Below are 21,343 nucleotides of genomic sequence, written 5' to 3'. Positions count from 1 at the left end.
CATAGCGACGCGCCATTTCGTCGATTTCGATGCCGCTCGTCAGCGCCATTCGAGTGTCATGATCCGATCAGAGCTTTCCTGCGGATGCAGGCTGTCAGTAAGGAGACGCTAGAAGACGCGATGACCTCAGAAAATTCTTCGCCGATCCGACGCCGCCCACCTGGGGGCAGGGGGGCGCCCGTGGCTGACCGACCAATAGGGAGTATGACGGCCTTGCGCATCCTCTTCCTATTCGTCGCGACACTGTGCTGGACGAACGCGATCATGATCGCGGGCAACGGATTGGTCGCAGGGGGCGGCGGCTCGGTCTTGGGCGTCAGTCTCACCGTGGCGCTGATCTATGCGACCATCGGGCTGCTGATCTTTCTCGTTCAGCGCCACCTTCTCCGCGCGCTTTCGTTGGTTCCGGCGAGGGAGCCAGCGTCCGCCTCACTTGGCCGCCTGGCCATCTGCCTCGCCGCCGGCGCGGCCGCACTGGGCCTGGTCATGCTGACGTCGCTCTGGGCCATCACTCAGCGCATGCTCGATGGCTACGCCATCTTCGGCTGATGGAGGCGCGGCCTGCCGTCTTTGGACCAGGAACCAGAACCACTGCTCTGACGACGGCTGGCTAGGCCCCCTTCCGGTAACGCTCAGCAGCATGAACCTGAGCAAAGCCGGGCAGCATCGCCTGTCGGGCGCCCTGGAAGGCGTCCCAGTCGGCGGCATTGGGCAGCGGCGGCACGGTCACCGGTTCACGGCGGTCAAAGCCGACCAGAGCGGCGTCCACGAGTTCGCCGACGTCCATGAGCGCGCTCACCGCATTTACATCGGCGCCGGAACGCTCCCAGATTTCAGTGCGGGTCGCCGAGGGAAGCACCGCCTGGACGTAGACGCCCTTGGGACCCAGCTCGAGGCTCAGGCCTTGGGATAGAAACAGCACAAAGGCCTTGGTCGCACCGTACACGCTCATGCCCAGCTCCGGCGCCAGACCAACGACCGAGCCAATGTTGATGATCGCGCCCTCGCCAGCGGTCGCCAGACGCGGGGCCACCGCGCTGGCCAGCCGCGCGACCGCCGTGACGTTGAGAGCTACAAGCTGCGCGACGTCGTCCGTGGACTGATCGACGAAGCGCCCGCCCAGGCCGGCCCCGGCGTTGTTGACCAGGATCCCGATCCTGTCGTCGTCGCGCAGGCGCGCCTCAACCGCGGCGAGTTCGTCAGGCTTGGTGAGGTCGGCGGGCAGAATGTCGATCGCCACGCCGGTCTCCTGTCGCAAATCGGCGGCCATGGCCTCCATCCGGGCTCCGTCTCGGGCCACCAGCACGAGGTCGTGGCCACGACGGGCGAAGCGGTCGCAATAGGTGGCGCCAATACCGCTGGAAGCGCCGGTGATGAGGACGGAAGGCTTCTTGACCATTGTGATGCTTTCTTCTCTGGGGGACCTAATGGCCCGGGGCGGAGGACTGGCTGCGATCAAAGCTAGGCCGCCGCCTTGATTTGGAGGCGCCTTAGCCCGACGGGTGTGAAGACGGCGGCGGCGAGCAGGGACCCGCCCAGCATGATCGCGGCGAGCGAGACGGTCGGCGGCATGGGAAGAAGGCTCGCCCCGGTCGAACCGATGGCGGCGCAGCCCATCTGCAGGAAGCCCAACAGCGCTGACGCCATCCCGGCCTCGCGTCCAAAGGGTTGGAGCGCGATGGCGGTGCCCAGCGGGTTGATCAGCCCCATGCCAAAGAGAAACAGCGTCAGGCCTATCGTGATGGTGACCAAGTCCGGAGCCCCGGAGAAGGCGAGGATAAGGCCGCTCCCCGCGACCGCGAATCCCAGGCCCAGCGCGCCAGCCGCGACCGGATTCCAGCGCCGCGCGAGCCTTGGCGCCAGAAAGCCGGCGGCGAAGACGATCACGACGGTTCCTGCGAAATAGAATGCAAGTTGCAGGCCCGTCAGGCCCAGGACGCTGATCAGAACGGCGGGAGCTGCTGCGAAAAATGTGTAAAGCGCGCCGATGACAAGGCTGACGGCAAGGGCTGGCAGAATGAAGCGCTGGTTGGTCCCCAATCGAATGTAGGCGAGCCCGACGGCTGAAAGACCTAAGGCCTCTCGGCGTTCAACGGGGTGCGTCTCGCCGAGCATCTTCCAGTAGCACCCGGCCAGAACGGCCGCGAACGCGGCGACGCCCACGAAGATGGTCTGCCAGCCGAACAGGCCGCTCAGCGCGCTGCCGATGAGCGGCGAGAAGCCCGGCGACGCCGCCATCGCGATCATGGTCAGGGCGAGCGCACGCGCCAGGGCCTCTCCGTCAAAGAGATCGCGCGCAATGGCTCGCGACAAGACTGACGCGGCGCAAGCTCCAAGCGCCTGGATGATCCGGCCAAGGATAAGAACGGAGATGTCGCTGGCCAGAGCGCAGACCAGGCAGCCGACGACGAAGGTCGCGAGGCCGCCCAACACGAGCCACTTACGACCAAAGCGGTCCGACAGAGGCCCCACGAGAATCTGCCCGAACGCGAACGCGACGAAGAAGCTGCTCAAGGTGAGCGCGAGGTCCCGCGGCGAGACGTTCAGCTCGGCGCCGATCTGCAGAAACGCCGGCAGAATGATGTTGGTCGCCAACGACCCCAGGGCCGCGAGACCCGCGAGCAGGAAGAGGGCGCCTGGCGTCAGACGCGTCCGCGCCTGACCAAGGTCGGTGTCCGAAAGAGCTTCCAACACGATGTCCTTGTCTCGATCAGAACCCCAAGGCTGTCACGGCCGGGCTCCCGATCAACGGTTGCCAGGGGCGCTTGGGATCATTACTCCTATTATGAGAGCCACAAGGACGCCGTCAAATGAAAGCGAAATCTTTTGCGGGCATGCGCTGCTCAGTCGCCGGCGCGTTGGAAATGATCGGCGACCGCTGGACCTTGCTGCTGCTGCGCGACCTGGGGCTTGGCCTGTCGAGATACGACGAGTTCCAAGCCAGCACGCAGATCCCCAACACCACGCTGTCGACGCGCTTGAAGGAACTCGAGCGGAACGGGATCGTCGAGCGGACGCGCTATCGCGAGCGTCCGCCACGCGACGCCTATCATCTCACCGAGAAAGGTCGTGACCTCTGGAAGGTGATCGCGGCCCTGCGGGAGTGGGGAGACCGTTGGGATGCGTCTGGCTACGGCGCGCCGACAATCGAAGTCGTCGACCGAGACACCGACCGCGAGTTGCGATTGGCTCTGGTAGATCCCCAAACGGGCCAGGCCGTTGCGCGCGAACGCGTCAAGTACCGCCCCGGCCCCGGCGCGGACAGCGCCGTGCACGCCCTTCTCGAGCGCACCGCGGTCGGGAGCGCGTCGTGAACGACGGCGTCGCAAAACCCCTCGCGCTCATCACCGGGGTAGGCCCCGGCACAGGCGCCTCGTTGGTCCGGCGCTTCGCCGAAGGCGGATACCGCGTCGCCATGATGGCGCGGGACGCCAAACGCCTATCGGCGCTGGAGGCCGAAATCCCCGATGCGATCGCCGTGCCCTGCGACGTGACGGACAGAGCCGCCCTGACCGACGCGCTCAAGCAAATCGGTGCGCCGAAAGTCGTTGTCCACAATGCTGTGGGCGGCGCTTTCGGCAAGTTCCAAGAGACCGACCCGGCCACCCTGCAGCGCAATTTCGAGGTCAACACCACCGCGCTGCTTCATCTCGCGCAACTGACGGCCCCGGCGATGATCGCCGCGGGCGAAGGTGCGCTCATCGTCACCGGCAATACGTCGGCGCTGCGAGGCAAGCCCGCCTTCGCCGGATTCGCACCGACCAAGGCCGCTCAGCGCATACTCGCTGAATCCCTCGCTCGCGATCTTGGACCTCAAGGCGTCCACGTCGCCTATCTCATTATCGACGCGGTCATCGACGTTCCCTGGGCGAGAGAACGCTTCAAGGATGCGCCCGACGAGGTCTTCATCCAACCGGCAAGCATTGCGGCCGAGGTGTTCCATCTCGCGCACCAACCACGCGACGCTTGGTCGTTCCTCGCGGAAATTCGGCCGTTCGGCGAGACCTGGTGATCGACCGCGAACGGCCGCTCTCCAACTAAGCGGCGCCTACCCTCCAGCCTGAAAGAACCGAATATGTCGGGAAGCAATTTCGCGAGCTTGATGTCGACCATGGAGGCCGATGCAGGATCGTTCTCGATGGTCCTGCCTGACGACTGGCTCCAAGGACGCACCGCTTTCGGCGGACTGTCGGCCGCCCTTTGCTGGGAAGCGGCGCAACGGGTGGGTGATGCGCTGCCGCCGTTGCGCTCGGCCCAATTCGCCTTCGTCGGACCGGCCGGAGGGCGCCTGCGGATCGAACCCACGCTGCTGCGTAGGGGCAAGTCCGCCGCCTTTTACAGCGTGGACCTCCACGGCGACGACGTCCTCGCCGTGCGCGGCCTTCTATGTTTCGGCGCCGCTCGCCCGTCGCGGCTCGATCAGGTCGACCTGCCGGCGCCGCCAGTTCCCAGTTGGGACGACTGCCCAACCTATTTTGAACCCAGCGATCAACGCCGCTTTCTGCAACATTTCGACAGCCGCTTTGCGGCGGGGGCCCGCCCCTTCACGCCTGACGTGAAACCCGAAATGGTCGTCTGGCTGAAGCACCGCGATAGCGCCGCACCTTCAACCATGGCCCCCTTGATCGCCCTGGCGGACGCGTTGCCGCCCGCCGCGATCGTCAACTTTCCGCCGGGCGGCGGCCCGATCAGCACCATGACTTGGTCTATCGACGTGCTGTCGGATGCGCCTCGGAGCGTGTCGGGTTGGTGGCTTGTGCGGTCGACGGCGCAGACGGCCGCCAACGGCTATTCGGCGCAAGATATGGTGGTCTGGGATGATCAGGGCGCGCCCGTCCTGGCGATGCGCCAGACCGTCGCGATATTTGCCTGACAGGCGGTCTGCATGACCGCCTGTCAGTGCGTCGATGGCCTCAGCACCTGTGAGACAGACCCGATCACTCGTACCGCTTAGTTCCCCCCGCACAGGAAGCTGCTTGCCGCCATGGGATCGCCCTTTCCAAGGTATCTCGGCCATGTTCCGTATTCGCAGAGCGGTCGGCTTCGGGGCTGCGGACCGACATCGGCGATCGTCTGAGGCCCTGGCGAAACACCCTCTTCCGTCCAGCTCTCCAGAGCGCTTAGCGCATCCCAAGCTGGATTGAAGGCGCCCAGGCCCGCGGGGCCATGGCCATAGCCCGGAATGACGTAGAACCGCGCGAACTCCCTGACCGCCTCTGGCCCCATCGCCGCCTGCAGTCGGCTCCAGTAGGCGACCGTGGACCTCGGGCTGACGATAGGGTCGGCAAGGCCGTGATAGAGGATCAGCTTGCCGCCTCGCGCCTTGAAGCGGGAGAGGTCGACCGAGTCCGCGTCCAGGAGATCGACCACTTGGTTGATCCGATCAGCGTGTCGCCCGGGATGCTCGGGATCGAGGGTCAAGGGGTTGAAGCCAGGATCCTGGGCGATGGCGAAGCGTGCGAATTGATCCCAGAAATGAGCGATGACCGGCATGCTCGCGGCGGCGGGATGCACGGGCGGCGTCGAGGCCATTTGCTGGTCGCCGCGCAGATCGGCCCCCGCGAATACGGGGAAGCCAGGATAGGACACCTCCCTCCCCTTGGTGCGATACGGGTAGCTGATCTTCGCATCATACCGGCGCAACGCCTTGATCTGCGGATCGGTCAGGCAGGTATCGCTCGCGGGACCCGCGCACTTGAGGCTGGAAGGATCGAAGTCGCAGGCCTCGACATTGGAAATCAAGCCGTCGGCAAGGCCATCCAGTCCGTCGCATTTGGCCATGACGGCCTTGAACAGGAGCGCTTGCCCGGCGGGCGGGAGATAGGCCCCCGGCGCCGCAAAGCCGTTCATCACCGCTCCGAACGTCAGCGCTGTCGTCCCAGCGTTCCAGAAAGGGAAGGCCACGACGACCCCATCAAAGTCGTCCGGCCACCGTTGGACGACAAGCAAACCCTCGCGGCCGCCATTGGAACCGCCGGCGAAGTAGGTTCGCTCGGGCGCCTGGCTGTAGTTCCGCTCGATCAGATTGACAGCGACGTCGCGGGTCTTCTTCAGGGCCGCACCGCCAAAATTGGCCAGGGCCTCGCCATTGAGCGCGAAGGCCGCGTCGACGGCCGGAATGGGCGCGGCTCCTGGAACCGCCTGGTGACCGGAGTCGCTGGCGAAGACGGCGTAGCCCCGCAGCAGAGGCGGAACCACGTGGTCGAGCGGCTCCGCCAGCATTGGACCCTTCGTGTCCGGGATCACCCCGTCGAACCCGCCGCCGCCCATCATCAGGGCCTTGTGGTTCCAGGCGATAGGGAGATCGAGCGCAAAGCGGATTTCTGGAGCCGAGCTGTCCACCGGGTCGATCGCACCTCGCACCTGACAATGCGCCGGCGCCGCCACACCGCGCGCGGCATGTGCGTCGATCATGCGGGCCGACGTCACGCGAGCGCCGGCCGTAGGCAGGCCGATCTGCCCTGCGGCTACTGTCTGTCCCTGCAAGGCCTCGCAGATCGCGCGTGGGGACGCCGCCGAGGCGCCCCCCGCCAATGCGATGCTCAGTCCGAACGCCCCAAGGCCCGACCAGGCACGGCCTGAGAGATGTCTCGCGCGCGCCATCAGAATTCCGCCCGCAGTTCGACACCGACCTGGCGCGGAGTTCCGAACGATCCCGCCCGGGCCCCGAAGCCATCGACGGCCAGCATTGAGGTCCAGTAGCCCTCATCGAATAGATTGTTGGCGAACACCCTCACCCGATAGGCTTGGTCTGGGCTGTCCCAGATCAGGTTGACGTTGACGATCGCGTAGGCCGATTGGGCATCTTCAGGGCTGTTGAACTCCCGGAAGTAGATTTTGGACCGCGCGGTGATGTCGGCGCGAGCGGTCAGTCGCCCCGTCTCGGTTTCGTCGGTCCGATAGGCGACGCCAAAATTGCCGGAGACCTTCGGCGAGTTCGCCAGGTAGCGGCCCTTCAGGTCCTGTGGGCCCAAGGCCACGTTCAGGGAGTCGGTGTTTGTGAAGGACCCGAACTTCGCCTCAAGCAGCGCAAGGCTCCCATTCAGGGACCAATGATCGTCTGGGCTCCAGACAGATTCCACCTCCAGCCCCTTGACCCGCGCCGAGGCCGCATTGGTGATCCTCCCGGCGATCCCCACCACCTGCGAGAGCTGGAAGTCGGAATAGTCGTACCAGAACGCCGAGGCGTTCAGGGTCAGCCGATTGTCGAGGAATCGCCCCTTGAAGCCGCCCTCGTAGGAGGTGATGTCCTCCGGATTGAAGGCGTTGTTGCAGCCCGAGAAATTGACGCCGCCCGATTTGAAGCCCGTCGAGGTGGTCGCGTAGATGTTCTTGTTGTCAGACAGGTCGTACTGGCCGCCAAGCCGATAGGTCAGGGAGTCCCACTCCAACTCGTCGCGCTGTGTCGGACAGGTGTCCAACAGCGTGGCGCCCGTGATCATGCTGCCAATGTAGTTGCGGTGGACGACCGTGGTCTTGTCGTTCGAGTAGCGCAGGCCGCCGATCAGCCGGAGCCGGTCGTTAAGCCGCCAGGTGACGTCGCCAAAGCCGGCATAGGCTTCGGTCTGGTACTTCGGCATGCTCTGGACCAGGAAGGAGTTCGGCGGCAGCGGTGCGAAGCCCAGCTTAAAGGCGAAATAGGTCGTCTGAGCGTGCTTGTCGTTCATGTAGTAGAGCCCGCCGACCCAGTCGAAGGGGCCGGTCGTCCCGGAGATATCGAGTTCCTGGGAAAAGGTGCTGGAGCTCTCGTCGGCATGGGAGTCGACGACCGCGAGATCAACGCCGTCCCGGTCCATGTCCCACTTGTTGTCCATCCTCTGGTAAGCCGTGATCGACTTCACGTCGAAGGCGTCGAGCCGCCAGTTCAGCGTGGCTCCGATCGAGGAAAAGTCCCTCTGGCTGTCGGTCGGCCCCTTGGCGCTCGTGCGCCAGTACTGGAGCGGCACGATGGCGTTGACGATGAAGGGGTTGAGCGCGACGCCGGCCGCGCTGGGCAGACTGGTCAGCACGTAGTAGTCGCCCGCCCCGCCGCCGCGGAAGGCGTTGAAATTGAGGTCCAGGTCGAGATTGTCAGTCAGGTCGATCCCGACCCGCAGACGGCCGGCCAGGGTGTCGACGGTGTCGAGATCGGCGCCGCCGGCGACATTCTTCACGAAGCCGGTTTCGCGCCTGTTGTAATCGACCGCCAACCGCGTGCGGACCCGGTCGTTGATCGGCAGGTTCAGCGCGCTTTGAATTCGATACTCATCATAGGTGGCGTAACTGGCTTGGACGTAGCCGCCAAACTCGGCGGTGGGCGCCTGGGTGATGAAGTTCACCGCGCCGCCATTGGCGTTGCGTCCATAAAGGGTTCCTTGCGGTCCCCGCAGCACCTCGACCCGGTCCAGGTCGGACTGCCCGACCACCATCGGCGTGTTCCGCGGCTGATAGACCCCGTCGATATTGATGGCGACACCGGGCTGGCCAACGCTGCGTCCGACGCCCCGAATTGCGATCTGCGTCACCCCCAGGCTTCGCCCCAGGGTCAGGCTTGGAACCGCGAACTGCAGCGTGCTGACATCGGTGATGCCGCGTTGCTGCATGATCGCCTCGTTGACCGCGGTGATGGCGGCCGGGACCTGCTGCACCGACTCAGAGCGGCGCTGAGCTGTGACGATCACTTCGTCGACTGAGGGCGCCGCCTCCTGGGCGACAGCCACCCCTGCGAGACAGGTCGACGCCAACAGCACCGACAGGTGAATGAGCGGACGTCGAGCGCCCTGCGAACTGAGTGTGGATTTGGACTGCACGACGGCGGTTCCCCCGATTTTTATCGTTGGGGGACCTAACCGTCGCGACCGGCCGGCTAGAAGGTCAGGATGAGACGCCCATAGGGGACCATTTCGGACATCGCTAGAGCTCCATCTTTCGGGTCAAGGCGTGAATTCGGGATCTCACCGCCTGATCGGAAGTGCGCGGGGTCCGCCCCCCGGCCCGGCGAATCTGAGCCGGCGTCTGCCCGGCGCGATTGCGCAGAAAGCGCCGGAAACTACGTTCCTCCGCATAGCCAAGTTGCGCCCCGATCTCGTCGATCGGCATGTCGGTCATCTGCAGCAGGCGTGTGGCCACCTCGACCAGCGCATCTCCCCGGAGGTCGCGGAAGGTGGCGCCGTATTGCGCCTTGATACGGCGGCTCATCTGGCGATCACCGACGCCCCGGTCACCGAATGCTTCGTCAAGCCTCGCACGGGCTGGCGCCTCGAAGCGGCCAAACACGGTGCGAAGACCCGTTTGAACGTCCGCGGCCGAGCCGACGTCATCGTCCATCCAAAAGCGGAGCGCTTCCCAGACCGGCTCTTCGACTTCGTGCACCTGGCGCCGCCACTGCAGGCAGGCGCGAGGCAACAGGAGCGAACTAACCTCGCCGCGGCTCAAGGGCGCGTTGGCCGCCCAGTGCACGCGGTACGCCGACGGATGATCGAGCCGAGCGACGACGGCGCCCATCACCGGCAGTCGCCTGCCCACGAACCAGCACATGAACGTGTAGAGGGCGTTGAACCAGATCTCTTCGAGCACCTCGCACCTCGCCTCGTCCCGCCCCTCCGCGCGGAGCGACACTTCGGCGAGATCTCCACGATAGTCGATCCGCATACGGAACACTGAGGAACAGGTGGCGAAATAGCGCGAGAGCACCTCTAGCGCCGCGCCCAGGGTCGCGGTGCTGAGCATGGTCCGCAGCCCTAGCGAGGCGAAACCGTGATTTAGCCGCCCGGCGCCAAGGGCGTGAGCTTCGTCCCCGGTCATATCGATGCTGTTGAGCATGAGCAGGGTATGTTGATCGGCGGTGACGTGCGTCGCGCCCGGTTCCACGAGCGACCTGCTCAGCAAGATGTCCAGATCCACCCCGCCGAGCACAAGCGCCCCTGCGCCCCGGACGCCCGCAAGCAGAGGTATCCTGGCCCTGGTCGGACTGGCTTCCACGTGTTTCCCCCAAGCGCGGCTTATGCTCGCGCCCAGAGCCGACAATTCCAGGCTCGGCGATCGCAGTCAAATTGCCGATCGCGCCCAGGCGTCTCGCCGTGGACTGGCGCGGGCAAGGATGGGGGAGCCGTCGGCGGCATCACTCGCGGACGCTCCCCACAACCGAGAAGCGACCTCTTGTCCCGCGAGCTTGATCTTCAGTTTGCCGCCATGACAGGGGAGTGATCGTAGAATTCAACCTGCATGCGCATCGGCCCCACAGGTGTGACGAAATGGACCTGCCCTGGCAGAATAAGACCGGGCCGTTCCGGCGTCAGGCGCTGCTCTGCCGCCGGTTCGATGATCGAGTAGATCACCTCGCCTTCCAACACGCGGATCACGCCCCAAGCGCCAGGCTTGGTCCTGTGCTCCCGCCGGAGCGCCGCTGGCAGACTGGTCTCATCGAACACCGGCGTGGTGCGATAGGGTCTTGATAGGGGAGCGTCTTGCATCTCGAACCGTCCCTCGAATGTCATCAGCATGGGGGCGGATAGGGTCCGCAAGATGATCGACGGGCAGGCCGCCGAGCGTACTGGCGAACCCGCGCCAACCTCGCCTAGCGTCTAGGCCGCTGCAACGGCCTTCTCGACATCCTGCAACGCATGTCCCGTAAGATCTTTCGCGATCTCGCCCACGAGAATTTCTGACAGTTTGGCGTGGTACAGCGGCCGGATGGCCCCGAGGGTTCTGGGCGCGGCGACTATCAGCAGGGCGGAAATCTGGCCCGCTAGAACCTTCTTGTTCAGAAGCTCGACGACGCCAGCCGAGAAGCCGTCTTCCTTGTCCTGTCCGCCGTCAGGATTCGCCGAGCTGCCATGACGCCCCGGTGTGGAGCCCAGATGATCGGCGTCGATCGAGTCATGATCTACGGGAGCCAGCTTAAGCCGAGCTTCGTCACCCGTGTTGCGGAACAGGTTGAACTTTTCTCCATCTGCGACGGCAACGGTAGCGCCCTTGGGAAGCTGCATGGAGACTCCAGATATTGCCGCGAGGTTGCGGCGCCTAGGCAGGGACATCCTGCACTCAATCGAATGTCGTGACCGCGTCCAGTCAGCGCGCTTATTCGCCGCGCCGCGTTGGACCGCCCGTCAGGTGATGCACCAACGGTCAGACTGTAATGCCGGCGAGCCCGACCCGTTCCGCCCCCACCAGAGCGGCGGCAGTCTTTGCAGCGCAACCCGCCAGGCCTCGGCGCCCAGTCGATGCGGGCAAGGCAAGTATTTGTTTGAACCGCTCCTCAGATCCGAAGATGTTCTTCGAGATCCGCTAGGCCAAACCTTAGGTTGTTGCTTCACCCAAGCGATCAGGTAAATATCTGAGCAGTCACCGCCTAGATCTTGCGCGGACGCGCTGAAGAGATCCTGACGTCCTCTAACCCGCCTCAGCTATAGCAACAGTCCCCATCCGGGATACACCCCATGGCCGCGCGCCCTGCTGAGGCGGACCCTCAGCCTCTGAAACGTCGGCCAATGGCGGGGTTATACTGCAATGGGAACTATGGTGAGCGGCGCCGGGCGCGTTTCGGGTCTGGTCATTTTGGCGATGGCTTCGACAGCGTCGCCGGCTGCGGCCCAGGCGCTGAACGACAAATACTGGATCGAGATTTCGGCCTATTTCCCCAAGGCCAACACCACGGTGAATGTCTCCCGGCCCGGCTTGCCTGGCACCGAGATCGACATGGAATCCGACTTGGACATGGACGAGAACGAGACGCTCCCGGCGCTCTATGCCGGCGCCCGCCTGGGCGAGCGCTGGGTGATCGCGGGCGAGTACTACGGCCTTGACCGCCAGGGCTCGCGCACGATCGAGCGTGACATGGACTTCGACGGCGCGACCTTCCCCATCGGGGTTGAGGTGTCCAGCAAGATGCAGTCGGACATCTATCGCCTCACTGTGGGATACGCGTTCATCCGCACTGACCGTGCTGAACTGGGCGCTGCGATCGGCCTGCACGCCACCAATTTCGAACTCTCCCTGCAAGGCGACGCGGAAGTCGACATCGGAATTCTGCGGAGGCAGAATCAGGAACGAACCTTCCTGGCCCCAATGCCTACGGTCGGCGTTTTCGGGACATACGAAGTAACCCCGAGATTGATACTCACCGGGCGCGCCGACTATCTGTCCCTGGATATCGGTGACTACGACGGTAGCATCCTCAACGCCCAGGCCGCGATCGCCTACAAGGTGACCGATATGATCGAGGTCGGCGCGGCCTACCGCTATGTCGACTACGGCCTGGACGTGGACAAGGGCCGCTACACCGCCAGCGTCGACTACGACTTTAGCGGCCCGGCCTTGTTCATCCGCGCGGGATTTCGGTAGCGCTCGAGACGTTAGAGAAACGCGATGCGCGCCGAGTAGATCGTTGCAGTGCGACCATCTCGGCATCCGCCCTCGCCCGGGCATGACGGTTCATCAGAGCGCGCGACCGGCGCGGAAATCCGAAGCGCTTTCTACGGGTTCCGCCCGATGGTGTAGCCGCTCGCCAGGGCGCCCCCTCGATAGCCTCGCATCGCACCTTCGAATGAGACGAACATGTCACGATGGGGCTCTCTAAAACGCGCCACTCTCGTCTTGGTCTTGGCTATGCAAGGGCTCGTCGCAGGCTGCGCCTCGCCTTCGCGGATGTCGGCGGTGCCAAGCGCGCTTACCGTTCAGGCGCAGGCGTCCGTTCCGAACGCCCGGTTTTTCCCTGACCGAAACGACCCTGCCCTAGTCGACGAGGCGATGAGTTCCTACAACAAGGAGCGCGCCTGGTTGGCTGCGAGCGGCCACACCGGTCCGCTTCCCCCTGTCGCCTTCCTCACCATTTCAGGCGGCGGTGGCGATGGCGCGTTCGGAGCCGGGCTTCTGTCCGGGTGGACTGAAACCGGCAAGCGGCCCACCTTCAAGCTGGTGACAGGGATCAGCACGGGCGCTCTCATCGCGCCCTTCGCCTTCCTCGGTCCCGAGTACGATCCCGTTCTGCTGGAGACCTATACGACGGTCACCGACCAGCAAATCTTCAAGAAGCGCAACATGACGGCGGCGTTATTCGACGACGCCATGGCCGACACCCGGCCGATGTCGAAGCTGGTGGACAGGTACGTCACGCGCGCGCTGCTCGACGCCATCGCGACCGAGTACGCCAAGGGTCGCCTGCTGCTGATAGGCACCACCAACCTCGACTCCCGTGAGCCGGTCTACTGGAACATGGGAGCTATCGCGAGCAGCAAGAATCCCGAGGCCCTCACCCTATTTCGCAAGGTCGTCCTGGCGTCGGCGGCGATCCCAGGCGCATTTCCGCCGGTGATGTTCGACGTGACGGTCGATGGTGTTCGTTACCAGGAAATGCATGTCGACGGCGGGGCGACGCGACAGGTGTTCATGTACCCTCCGACGCTAAACCTCGCCGCGATGTCCACCACCCTGGGCGCTGAGCGGCAGCGGTCGGTTTACATCATCCGGAACTCGCGACTGGATCCCGAGTGGGCGAGTGTGGATCGCCGAACCCTGAGCATCGTCAACCGGGCCGTGTCGTCGCTGATTCAAACCCAAGGCTTTGGAGATCTCAATCGGATGTATCTGACGGCTTCGCGCGATCATGTGGACTATAATCTTGCGTTCATTCCGCAGGACTTCACCGTCGCGAAAACCGCCGAGTTCGACATCAATTACATGCGCCCCCTATTTGAACGCGGCCGCGAACTCGCCGCCGGCGGCTACCGGTGGTCAAAATATCCCCCCGGCTACGATCCCACGAGCGGGGCGGAGCATCGCTGACGTCGCGCCGATGTCTTCGTGGACACCTCGCTTGGACTAGGCCAAGGCCCCAAGGAGCCAAGGTTGCATCTGGTCTGCGCGGCTCGTGGCCTCGGCAATCCCAAATTCGCTCATCGCCGGGGCGAAGTTCAGATTGTCGTGCTTGTCGCGCGTCAGCTTGAGAAGGACGAACCGCTGCAACTCGGTGAGACGCGCCCACTGGGACCGACTAGGCGCAGCTAGCCCGACGGAGTACGCCTGATGGATCACGCTCACCGGCACGTTGTGGGCGTCCTTCCATTGCTCACACGCGGCCTCGACCAAGGCGCGAGCAGGCTCGCCGGCCCGCAGCGCGATCAGAGCCACCAGTCCCGCACGGTAGGCTTCGACCTCGGCCGGGGCTTCACAGGGCGCCATCAACAGATCCTGCCGATCACTTCGCGTGAAGCGGCTCCACTGGCGCAGGGAGAGCTTGATCGCGCATGCATCCAATTTGAAGCGCACGGCCATCGGGACGCAGCGCAGCGTACTGACGAAATCGCTCTCGAAGGCGAACAACTGGACGTCGTTCATGACAAGGCTCTCCACTGGGGGACCAAGGCGTCGGCGAAGCTGGCGATGGCGGCCCGCGCGGTGACGTCGCCGATCAGGATGACAACGGGTCCCGTCGGCTTTGCAGCGTCGAGCGCCTCGGCCAGGGTTTCGAGCGTGCCCGGAACGCCACGTGCATCGCGGTGGCCCGCGTTCTCGACGGCGATGGCGGGCGTGCAGCCCGGCCAACCTTCGCCCATCAACTGGTTGGCGGCGTCCTTCACCTGATCCCGCGCCATGTAGAGCGCCAGGGTGGTGTCGGCGCCGACGCTCCTTCGGCCGACCTCGACGAGCCCGCCGCCCGCCGCGGTCGCCGTGCAGATCAGCAGCCGCCGGCTCTCCCCGCGATGGGTGAGCGGGAAGCCGAACTGAGCCGCGGCCGCGCTGGCCGCCGTGACACCCGGCACGACCTCGGTGCTGACGCCATGCTCGTTGAGAAAAGCCTGCTCCTCGCCGACCCGGCCGAAGATCGATGGATCCCCGCCCTTCAATCGCACGACATCGACCCCGCGCCGGGCCAGGCGCAACATCAGCCGATTGATGGTCTCCTGCTTCATGCTGGTCCGCCCGGCCCGCTTTCCGGTCTGGATTTTCAGACAGGCGGCGGGCGCCAGGGCGAGGACCTCCTCTGATATCAGGGCGTCGTAGAGCAGCGCCTGAGCCGAGCCGATGGCGCGGGCCGCGCGCAGGGTCAGCAGGTCGGCGGCGCCAGGGCCGGCGCCGACCAGTTTCACGGTTCCGAGGCGAGCTTCAGGCTGCATCGAGGATCTCCGTTCGGGGTGTTGCGGACAGGATACGGACGATCTCAGGCCGGCAAGAACCGCAGCTTGAGCCGGCTCCAGTGGCGTCGCCGACCGCATCGACATCATGGGCGCCAGCCTCGATCGCCCGGGCGATGACGGCGGCGCGAACATTGCGGCAGGCGCAGACGACCGGAGAGGTTTCCGCCGCCCGGCCCGGCGCGCGACCGATCAGCAGCGCGGCGCGATCTTGGGCCGTCAGGCTTTCCGCCATGAACAGCTCGGTCAGCCAGGCGCGGGGCGGCAGGGCGCCGGAGGTCGTGGTGAACAGCACCCTGTCCAGGCGTTCGCCGTCCATGAACGCCTCGCGCAGGGAGCCGGCGGCCGGGTCCTCGTAGCGGAGCGCGCCGCCCGCCGCGCCGTGCAGCAAGAGTTTGGCCAAGGCCTGCCGCTCATCGGCGTCGCCGCGCCCGGCGAACTCGTGGAGGTGGCATCCCTCATGGGGAATCCGCCGCCAGACGAGATCCAGATGGACCGGCGGCGCGAAGGCGTCCCGCGAGATGTGAAACCCCCGCCAAGTCTCGCGGTAGGGTCGCACGCGGGCCGGCGTATGCTTGAACTCTGGCTGGCCGGAGCGCGGATCGACCTGCGCGGCCACCAGGGGATTGGCCCGGCCGGACGGCGCGAAAGCTTCTGTCCAGTGCATCGGCAAGAAGATGGAGCCGGGGCGCTGACGGTCGGTGACGCGGGCAAGTACGACGGCCTCGCCCCGCGTGGTCGTCACCCGGGTCAGGGCGCCTTCCCTGACCCCCACCGCCTCGGCGTCGACCGGGTGAATTTCGACGAACGGCTCGGGAGCATGACGCCATAGACCAGGCGCCTGACCCGTGCGGGTCATGGTGTGCCACTGGTCGCGGATTCGCCCAGTGTTGAGCGCCAACGGAAAGGCGGCGTCGGTCGCCTGGGCAGGGCCCGCCGCCGGCGTGGGCAGCATCTGCGCCCGGCCGTCCGGGGTCTGGAACTGACCATCGACAAACAGCCGCGCCGTGCCGCCCTGCGCGGTCACCGGCCATTGGACAGGCTGCAGGTCGTCATAGTCATCAGGGGTGAGGCCAACCAGGCCCGAGAGATTCAATAGTCGGCCGTCGTTCTCATAGGCGCTCATCCGGGCCCACTCCCGGAACACCTGCACCGGCGCGCGCCACGAGAACGCATCGGCATGGCCCATGGCGGCGCCTACATCGGCGATGATCCGCCAGTCGGCCCGAGCCTCCCCAGGCGGCGCAAACAGCGCGCGCTGCCGCGAGATGCGGCGCTCGGAGTTTGTGACCGTCCCGTCCTTCTCGCCCCAGGCCAGGGCCGGCAGCTTCACATGGGCGAAGGCAGTGGTGTCGGTCTGGGCCATGCAGTCGGAGACCACGACGAACGGACAGGCGGCCAGCGCCGCACGGACCGCGCCGGCGTCCGGCATGCTGACGGCCGGGTTGGTGGCCATGATCCACAGCGCCTTGATCTTGCCCTCCGCGACGGCCTCGAACATGTCGACGGCCTTCAGGCCGGGACGCTCGGCGACCCGCGGCGCGCCCCAGAAACGGGCGACCCGCGCGCGGGACGTCTCGTCGAAGTCCATATGCGCGGCCAGGGTCGTGGCCATGCCGCCGGTCTCGCGGCCGCCCATGGCGTTGGGCTGGCCGGTGATCGAGAACGGGCAGGCGCCGGGCTTGCCGATCCGCCCCGTGGCTAGGTGGGCGTTGAGGATCGCCAGCCCCTTGGTCACGCCCTGGGCCGATTGGTTCGAGCCCATCGAGAACAGGCTGACGGTCCGCGGCGTCTGCGCGAACATCTGAAAGAAGCGCTCGAGATCAGCCAGCGCCAGGCCGCAGTCGGCGGCCACGGCGGATGGTGATTGGTCGTCGGCGGCCAGCGCCGTCTCGACCTGCGCGAACCCGGACACATGGGCGGCGACATAGCTGCGGTCCACCGCTCCGCGACGGATCAGGTCGGCCAACAGTCCGTTCCAAAGCCGCACGTCCGTCTGGGGCGCCAGAGGCAGATGCAGGTCGGCGACCTCGGCGGTGTCGGTGCGGCGAGGGTCAATCACCACATGGCGCTGGCCGCGAGCGCGCGCGGCCTCCATCCGCCGGAACAACACCGGATGGGTCCAGGCCGCATTGTGCCCGGCGAACACCACCAGCTCGGCGAGATCCAGATCCTCGTAGCAGCCCGGCACCAGGTCGGCGCCGAAGGCCAGCTTGTGAGCCACCACCGCCGAGGCCATGCAAAGCCGGGAATTGGTGTCGATGTTGCCGGACCCGATGAAGCCCTTCATCAGCTTGTTGGCGGCGTAGTAATCCTCGGTGAGCAGCTGGCCGGAAACGTAGAACGCCACCGAGTCCGGCCCATGCCTGGCGATCGTTTCGGAGAACCGGCGTGCGACAAGCGCCGTGGCTTCTTCCCAGGTCGCACGGCGATCGCGGATCGTCGGGAACAGCAGTCGCCCGTCCATCCCCACGGTGTCGGCCAGGGCAGCGCCCTTTGAGCAGAGCCTTCCGTAGTTGGCGGGATGGGCTTCATCCCCCTTGATCGTCAGGCTCCGTCCGTCGGCGCGGCCGGACACCCCGCAACCGACCCCGCAATAGGGGCAGGTGCTCTTGCCGGTTTCAGCGCCGCCCGCCATGGATCAGGTCCGTCCCAGGAACAGGCGGCCCTCGCGGACCTCCAGCGGAACGACCGGCGCGCAGCCCTTGCCACGATCGGCCCCCATAGGCTCGCCGGTGGCCAAGTCGATGGACCAGGCGTGCAGCGGGCAGGTCACCGCGTGACCGTGGATGATACCCTGGCTGAGCGGGCCGCCCTTGTGTGGACAGGCGTCCTTCAAGGCGAACACCCGTCCGTCTCCAGTGCGGAAGATCGCCACGCCGCCGCCCGGTGTCGGCACGCGCCGCGCGCCGCGCAGCGGGATGTCGGTCACCGCGCCGACATCGGTCCAGGCGATCGGGTCTTTCACGAGCGCGTTCATGCGGGGGCGAACTCCATGCGACGGCTGAGGGGGGTGAACTCGTCGGAGTGGCGGCCGGCCACCCGCTCGGCCCAGGGGTCGACGCGGAAGAACCGTTGCGAATAGGCGAAGCGGTCGTGGAGGGCCCGGCGCAGATCCGGGTCCTCGACCTGGGCGCGGATGCTGTCCAACCCGACGCGAGCCATCCACTTGTAGATCCGCTCCAGGTACCAGCCCTCCTCGCGGTAGGCCTGGGTGACGGCGCAGATCGTCCAGATCGCCTCCTCCTCGGTGGCGACCTTGGTGAGCAACTCCGTGCCCTGGATGTGCAGGCCGGCGGCGCCGCCGACGTGGATCTCGTAACCGCTGTCGACGCAGATCACGCCGATGTCCTTGCAGGTCGCCTCGGCGCAGTTGCGGGGGCAGCCCGAGACGCCGAGCTTGACCTTGGCCGGGGTCCAGGAACCCCACATGAACTTCTCGAGCCTTATGCCGAGGCCGGTGGAGTCCTGGGTTCCGAACCGACACCAGTCGGTGCCTACGCAGGTCTTCACGGTACGCAGGCCCTTGGCGTAGGCGTGACCCGAGACCATGCCGGCCGCGTTGAGGTCGGCCCAGACCGCCGGCAGGTCGTCCTTCTGGACGCCCAGCAGATCGATCCGCTGGCCACCGGTGACCTTCACGCTGGGGATCTTGAACTTGTCGACCACGTCGGCGATGGCGCGGAGCTCGTCGGAGTTGGTCATGCCGCCCCACATGCGCGGCACCACGGAATAGGTGCCGTCCTTCTGGATGTTGGCGTGGACCCGCTCGTTGATGAACCGGGACTGCTTGTCGTCGCGGTATTCGCCGGGCCAGGCGCAGATCAGATAGTAGTTCAAGGCGGGCCGGCAGCTCGCGCAGCCGTCGGGGGTGCTCCACTCCAGGGCCTGCATGACGGCCGGCATCGACTTCAGGCCCTCGGCGACGATCCGCCGCCGGGTTTCGCTGTGGCCATAGTGGGTGCAGCCGCAGACCGGCTTTGGCCCCGTCTGGGCCTTGAAGCCGTCGCCCAGCGTCAGCATCAGCAGCTTCTCAACCAGCGGCGTGCAGGAGCCGCAGGAGGTCGAAGCCTTGGTCACCGCCTTCACCTCGTCCAGGGTGCTGAGGCCCTGGGCGACAATGGCCCCGGTGATCGCGCCCTTGCACACGCCGTTGCAGCCACAAACCTCGGCGTCGTCGGCCAGGGCTGCAACGGCCGCGCTAGGGTCCAGACCTCGAAGGCCCTCCGTGGCGGTCTGACCGAAAATCAGGGTTTCGCGGATGTCCGCGACCTCGGCGCTCTGGCGCATGAGGTCGAAGTACCAGGCCCCGTCCGCCGCATCGCCGAACAGCACGGCTCCGGCGACCTTGCCGTTCTCGAGCACCACGCGCTTGTAGACCCCGCGTCCTGCGTCGCGGAACACGATGTCCTCGCATCCCTCGCCGCCCGCGAACTTGCCCGCGGAGAAGACGTCGACACCCGACACCTTCAGGCGCGTCGAGAGCACCGAGCCTTCGTAGGCCCCAGCGGTGTCGGTCAGACCGGCGGCCAGCGCCTTGCACATCTCCCAGATCGGGGCGACCAGACCGTAGCACTGGCCGCGATGCTCGACGCATTCCCCGACCGCAGAGATGCGGGGATCGGAGGTGCGCATCTGATCGTCTACGATCAGGCCGCGCCCGACCTCCAACCCCGCCGCCTTGGCCAAGCTGGTGTTGGGGCGAATGCCGACCGCCATGACCAAGAGGTCGCACGGCAAGGTGCGGCCGTCCTTGAGCTTCAGACCGGCGACGCGGCCATCGACGCCGACGATCTCTTCGGAGACCGCGCCCAGCTCGGTGGCGACCCCTTTGCCCGCCAGGGCGTCGGCCAGCAGGAAGCCCGCCGAGGCGTCGAGTTGGCGCTCCATCAGGACATCCACGAGGTGAACGACCGTGGCCGCCATACCCCTGCGCACCAGGCCGTAGGCGGCCTCGATGCCCAGAAGGCCGCCGCCGATCACCACCGCCCGGGCGCCAGGTTGGCCCGAAGCGGCGACCATCGCCTCCACATCATCAAGGTCGCGGAAGGTGACGACGCCTGGCAGATCACCGCCCGGCAGCGGCAGACGGATCGGATCAGACCCTGTCGCCAGGATCAGCCGGTCATAGCCGACCTCCAGCCCGCCCTCGGCGCGGACGATACGCGCCTCGCGGTCGATGGCCTGCACCGCCCGGCCGGCGTGCAGGGTGATGGCGTTGTCCCGGTACCAGACCTCGTCATTGATCACGATGTCGGCGAAGGTCTTCTCTCCGGCCAGCACCGGCGAGAGCATGATGCGGTCGTAGTTCACCCGCGGCTCAGCGCCGAAGATGGTGATCTCGTAACGCCCCGGATCGCGCTTCAAGACCTCTTGCACCGCCCGGCAACCGGCCATGCCGTTGCCGACGACGATCAGTCGTTCCTTGGCCATCAGGGTGTCTCCGATCAAACGCGCGAGGGGGAGCCGGCGGCGTCAGCCGCGGCGGGCCAGGTCTTGCGCCACCGCGCCTTGACTCCGGTCAGGCAAGTCAGCGCCACCAGGGCCAGGGCGGCGAAGGCCAGCAGGCCGGCCTGGTACGACCCCGTCGCCTGCTTGGCCCAGCCGAGGCTGGCGGCGAGGTAGAAGCCGCCGACGCCGCCGGTCATGCCGACCAGGCCGGTGATCACGCCGATCTCCTTGCCGAACCGCTGAGGCGCCAACTGGAACACCGCGCCGTTGCCCGCGCCGAGCGCCATCATGCTGAAGAGCAGGACCGAGAAGCCGAGCCAGACATTGGGAGCGTGGAAGCTGGCCAGTGCGAGGCCGAGCGCCGCCAGGATGTAGACCACCGTCAAGGTGCGGACCCCGCCGAACCGATCGGCCAGCGCGCCGCCCACCGGCCGCAGGAACGAACCGCCGAACACGCAGGCCGCGGTGAAGAAGCCCGCCGTCACGGGGCTGAGTCCGTACTCGGCGTTGAAGTAGATGGTGAGCGAGGACGAGAGGCCCACGAAACCACCGAAGGTCACGCTGTAGAGCAGCATCAACCACCAGGCGTCCGGAGTCTTGAGCACGTCGAGGTACTCCGTCAGCGCCTTGGGCGGCGGCGGGTTCGGCGCGTCCTTGGCGAAGATCAGGAAGGTGACGAGGGCGACCGCGAGCGGCAGGCAGGCCAGGCCGATCACGTTGGTCCAGCCGTAGGCTTGAGCCAGGCTAGGCGCGAACAGGGCGGCCAGGGCGGTGCCCGAGTT

Annotated in this window: 19 protein-coding genes; 6 read left to right on the top strand and 13 right to left on the bottom strand. The window is 66.1% G+C overall.

Going from position 1 to position 21,343, the window contains the following annotated elements:
- Positions 1 to 213 precede the first annotated feature (213 nt).
- Positions 214 to 549 (top strand): hypothetical protein, encoded by a 336-nt coding sequence (locus tag Q7T84_RS04335; RefSeq protein ID WP_304806473.1) that lies wholly within the window; start codon positions 214 to 216, stop codon positions 547 to 549.
- A gap of 61 nt (positions 550 to 610) precedes the next feature.
- On the opposite strand, the gene Q7T84_RS04330 is transcribed toward Q7T84_RS04335, so the two are convergent.
- Both Q7T84_RS04330 and Q7T84_RS04325 read right to left on the bottom strand, forming a co-directional pair.
- The gene (locus tag Q7T84_RS04330) at positions 611 to 1,399 is read right to left on the bottom strand and encodes an SDR family oxidoreductase (protein ID WP_304806472.1); all 789 of its coding nucleotides are present in this window, start codon (positions 1,397 to 1,399) and stop codon (positions 611 to 613) included.
- A gap of 62 nt (positions 1,400 to 1,461) precedes the next feature.
- Positions 1,462 to 2,691 carry a multidrug effflux MFS transporter gene (locus tag Q7T84_RS04325; protein ID WP_304806471.1) on the bottom strand — a complete coding sequence of 410 codons (1,230 nt, stop codon included), beginning with the start codon at positions 2,689 to 2,691 and terminating at the stop codon, positions 1,462 to 1,464.
- A 119-nt stretch (positions 2,692 to 2,810) separates the two neighbouring features.
- On the opposite strand from Q7T84_RS04325, the gene Q7T84_RS04320 reads away from it, so the two are divergent.
- The 3 genes from Q7T84_RS04320 (at position 2,811) to Q7T84_RS04310 (ending at position 4,873) form a co-directional block, all read left to right on the top strand.
- Complete coding sequence (locus Q7T84_RS04320) at positions 2,811 to 3,314, top strand: helix-turn-helix domain-containing protein (protein WP_304806470.1); 504 nt, start codon at positions 2,811 to 2,813, stop codon at positions 3,312 to 3,314.
- Positions 3,311 to 4,012 carry an SDR family NAD(P)-dependent oxidoreductase gene (locus Q7T84_RS04315; RefSeq protein WP_304806469.1) on the top strand — a complete coding sequence of 234 codons (702 nt, stop codon included), beginning with the start codon at positions 3,311 to 3,313 and terminating at the stop codon, positions 4,010 to 4,012. The genes Q7T84_RS04320 and Q7T84_RS04315 overlap by 4 nt, the downstream gene beginning before the upstream one ends.
- Positions 4,013 to 4,075: 63 nt before the next feature.
- Positions 4,076 to 4,873 carry a thioesterase family protein gene (locus Q7T84_RS04310; protein WP_304806468.1) on the top strand — a complete coding sequence of 266 codons (798 nt, stop codon included), beginning with the start codon at positions 4,076 to 4,078 and terminating at the stop codon, positions 4,871 to 4,873.
- 77 nt (positions 4,874 to 4,950) lie between these two features.
- Here the strand turns inward: Q7T84_RS04310 and Q7T84_RS04305 are convergent, their stop codons facing one another.
- The 5 genes from Q7T84_RS04305 to Q7T84_RS04285 form a co-directional block, all read right to left on the bottom strand.
- Entirely contained in the window at positions 4,951 to 6,603 is a 1,653-nt protein-coding gene (locus Q7T84_RS04305) for a tannase/feruloyl esterase family alpha/beta hydrolase (protein WP_304806467.1), read from the bottom strand.
- The gene (locus tag Q7T84_RS04300; protein ID WP_304806466.1) at positions 6,603 to 8,789 is read right to left on the bottom strand and encodes a TonB-dependent receptor; all 2,187 of its coding nucleotides are present in this window, start codon (positions 8,787 to 8,789) and stop codon (positions 6,603 to 6,605) included. The genes Q7T84_RS04305 and Q7T84_RS04300 overlap by 1 nt, the downstream gene beginning before the upstream one ends.
- Positions 8,790 to 8,892: 103 nt before the next feature.
- A complete protein-coding gene (locus Q7T84_RS04295) occupies positions 8,893 to 9,849 on the bottom strand; it encodes an AraC family transcriptional regulator (protein WP_304806465.1) in 957 nt (318 codons plus the stop codon).
- A gap of 308 nt (positions 9,850 to 10,157) precedes the next feature.
- Positions 10,158 to 10,451 (bottom strand): DUF1971 domain-containing protein, encoded by a 294-nt coding sequence (locus Q7T84_RS04290; protein WP_304806464.1) that lies wholly within the window; start codon positions 10,449 to 10,451, stop codon positions 10,158 to 10,160.
- Between the two features lie 111 nt (positions 10,452 to 10,562).
- Positions 10,563 to 10,967 (bottom strand): host attachment protein, encoded by a 405-nt coding sequence (locus Q7T84_RS04285; RefSeq protein ID WP_304806463.1) that lies wholly within the window; start codon positions 10,965 to 10,967, stop codon positions 10,563 to 10,565.
- Positions 10,968 to 11,541: 574 nt separating this feature from the next.
- Between Q7T84_RS04285 and Q7T84_RS04280 the strand changes: the two genes are divergently transcribed.
- On the top strand, positions 11,542 to 12,321 hold the full coding sequence (locus Q7T84_RS04280) for an outer membrane beta-barrel protein (protein WP_304806462.1): 780 nt from the start codon (positions 11,542 to 11,544) through the stop codon (positions 12,319 to 12,321).
- 435 nt (positions 12,322 to 12,756) lie between these two features.
- Positions 12,757 to 13,761, top strand: a complete 1,005-nt coding sequence (locus Q7T84_RS04275; RefSeq protein ID WP_304806461.1) for a patatin-like phospholipase family protein — start codon at positions 12,757 to 12,759, stop codon at positions 13,759 to 13,761.
- A gap of 36 nt (positions 13,762 to 13,797) precedes the next feature.
- Here the strand turns inward: Q7T84_RS04275 and Q7T84_RS04270 are convergent, their stop codons facing one another.
- From Q7T84_RS04270 to Q7T84_RS04245, 6 genes are all read right to left on the bottom strand, one after another.
- The gene (locus tag Q7T84_RS04270) at positions 13,798 to 14,313 is read right to left on the bottom strand and encodes a nitrate reductase associated protein (protein ID WP_304806460.1); all 516 of its coding nucleotides are present in this window, start codon (positions 14,311 to 14,313) and stop codon (positions 13,798 to 13,800) included.
- Positions 14,310 to 15,092, bottom strand: coding sequence for a uroporphyrinogen-III C-methyltransferase (cobA, locus tag Q7T84_RS04265; protein ID WP_304806459.1), 783 nt, complete (start codon positions 15,090 to 15,092; stop codon positions 14,310 to 14,312). Before cobA ends, Q7T84_RS04270 begins: the two co-directional genes overlap by 4 nt.
- Positions 15,082 to 17,748 carry a nitrate reductase gene (locus Q7T84_RS04260; RefSeq protein WP_304806458.1) on the bottom strand — a complete coding sequence of 889 codons (2,667 nt, stop codon included), beginning with the start codon at positions 17,746 to 17,748 and terminating at the stop codon, positions 15,082 to 15,084. Before Q7T84_RS04260 ends, cobA begins: the two co-directional genes overlap by 11 nt.
- Positions 17,749 to 17,751: 3 nt before the next feature.
- Positions 17,752 to 18,090 carry a nitrite reductase small subunit NirD gene (gene nirD, locus Q7T84_RS04255; protein WP_304806457.1) on the bottom strand — a complete coding sequence of 113 codons (339 nt, stop codon included), beginning with the start codon at positions 18,088 to 18,090 and terminating at the stop codon, positions 17,752 to 17,754.
- Positions 18,087 to 20,543, bottom strand: coding sequence for a nitrite reductase large subunit NirB (gene nirB, locus Q7T84_RS04250; RefSeq protein WP_304806456.1), 2,457 nt, complete (start codon positions 20,541 to 20,543; stop codon positions 18,087 to 18,089). Before nirB ends, nirD begins: the two co-directional genes overlap by 4 nt.
- 14 nt (positions 20,544 to 20,557) lie before the next feature.
- Positions 20,558 to 21,343 (bottom strand): MFS transporter (locus Q7T84_RS04245; RefSeq protein ID WP_304806455.1); only part of this gene is annotated, 786 nt, incomplete at its 5' end.

This window comes from Phenylobacterium sp. (assembly GCF_030654915.1).
GTDB lineage: Bacteria > Pseudomonadota > Alphaproteobacteria > Caulobacterales > Caulobacteraceae > Phenylobacterium.
Note: the sequence above shows the minus strand (reverse complement) of the source record. Positions and strands in the feature narration are given on the sequence as shown.

Coding starts and splice junctions, on each gene's coding strand:
- Q7T84_RS04330 (WP_304806472.1), bottom strand. CDS start 1,399: ATGGTCAAGAAGCCTTCCGTCCTCATCACCGGCGCTTCCAGCGGTATT.
- Q7T84_RS04320 (WP_304806470.1), top strand. CDS start 2,811: ATGAAAGCGAAATCTTTTGCGGGCATGCGCTGCTCAGTCGCCGGCGCG.
- Q7T84_RS04310 (WP_304806468.1), top strand. CDS start 4,076: ATGTCGGGAAGCAATTTCGCGAGCTTGATGTCGACCATGGAGGCCGAT.
- Q7T84_RS04305 (WP_304806467.1), bottom strand. CDS start 6,603: ATGGCGCGCGCGAGACATCTCTCAGGCCGTGCCTGGTCGGGCCTTGGG.
- Q7T84_RS04290 (WP_304806464.1), bottom strand. CDS start 10,451: ATGCAAGACGCTCCCCTATCAAGACCCTATCGCACCACGCCGGTGTTC.
- Q7T84_RS04285 (WP_304806463.1), bottom strand. CDS start 10,967: ATGCAGCTTCCCAAGGGCGCTACCGTTGCCGTCGCAGATGGAGAAAAG.
- Q7T84_RS04280 (WP_304806462.1), top strand. CDS start 11,542: ATGGCTTCGACAGCGTCGCCGGCTGCGGCCCAGGCGCTGAACGACAAA.
- Q7T84_RS04270 (WP_304806460.1), bottom strand. CDS start 14,313: ATGAACGACGTCCAGTTGTTCGCCTTCGAGAGCGATTTCGTCAGTACG.
- cobA (WP_304806459.1), bottom strand. CDS start 15,092: ATGCAGCCTGAAGCTCGCCTCGGAACCGTGAAACTGGTCGGCGCCGGC.
- Q7T84_RS04260 (WP_304806458.1), bottom strand. CDS start 17,748: ATGGCGGGCGGCGCTGAAACCGGCAAGAGCACCTGCCCCTATTGCGGG.
- nirD (WP_304806457.1), bottom strand. CDS start 18,090: ATGAACGCGCTCGTGAAAGACCCGATCGCCTGGACCGATGTCGGCGCG.
- nirB (WP_304806456.1), bottom strand. CDS start 20,543: ATGGCCAAGGAACGACTGATCGTCGTCGGCAACGGCATGGCCGGTTGC.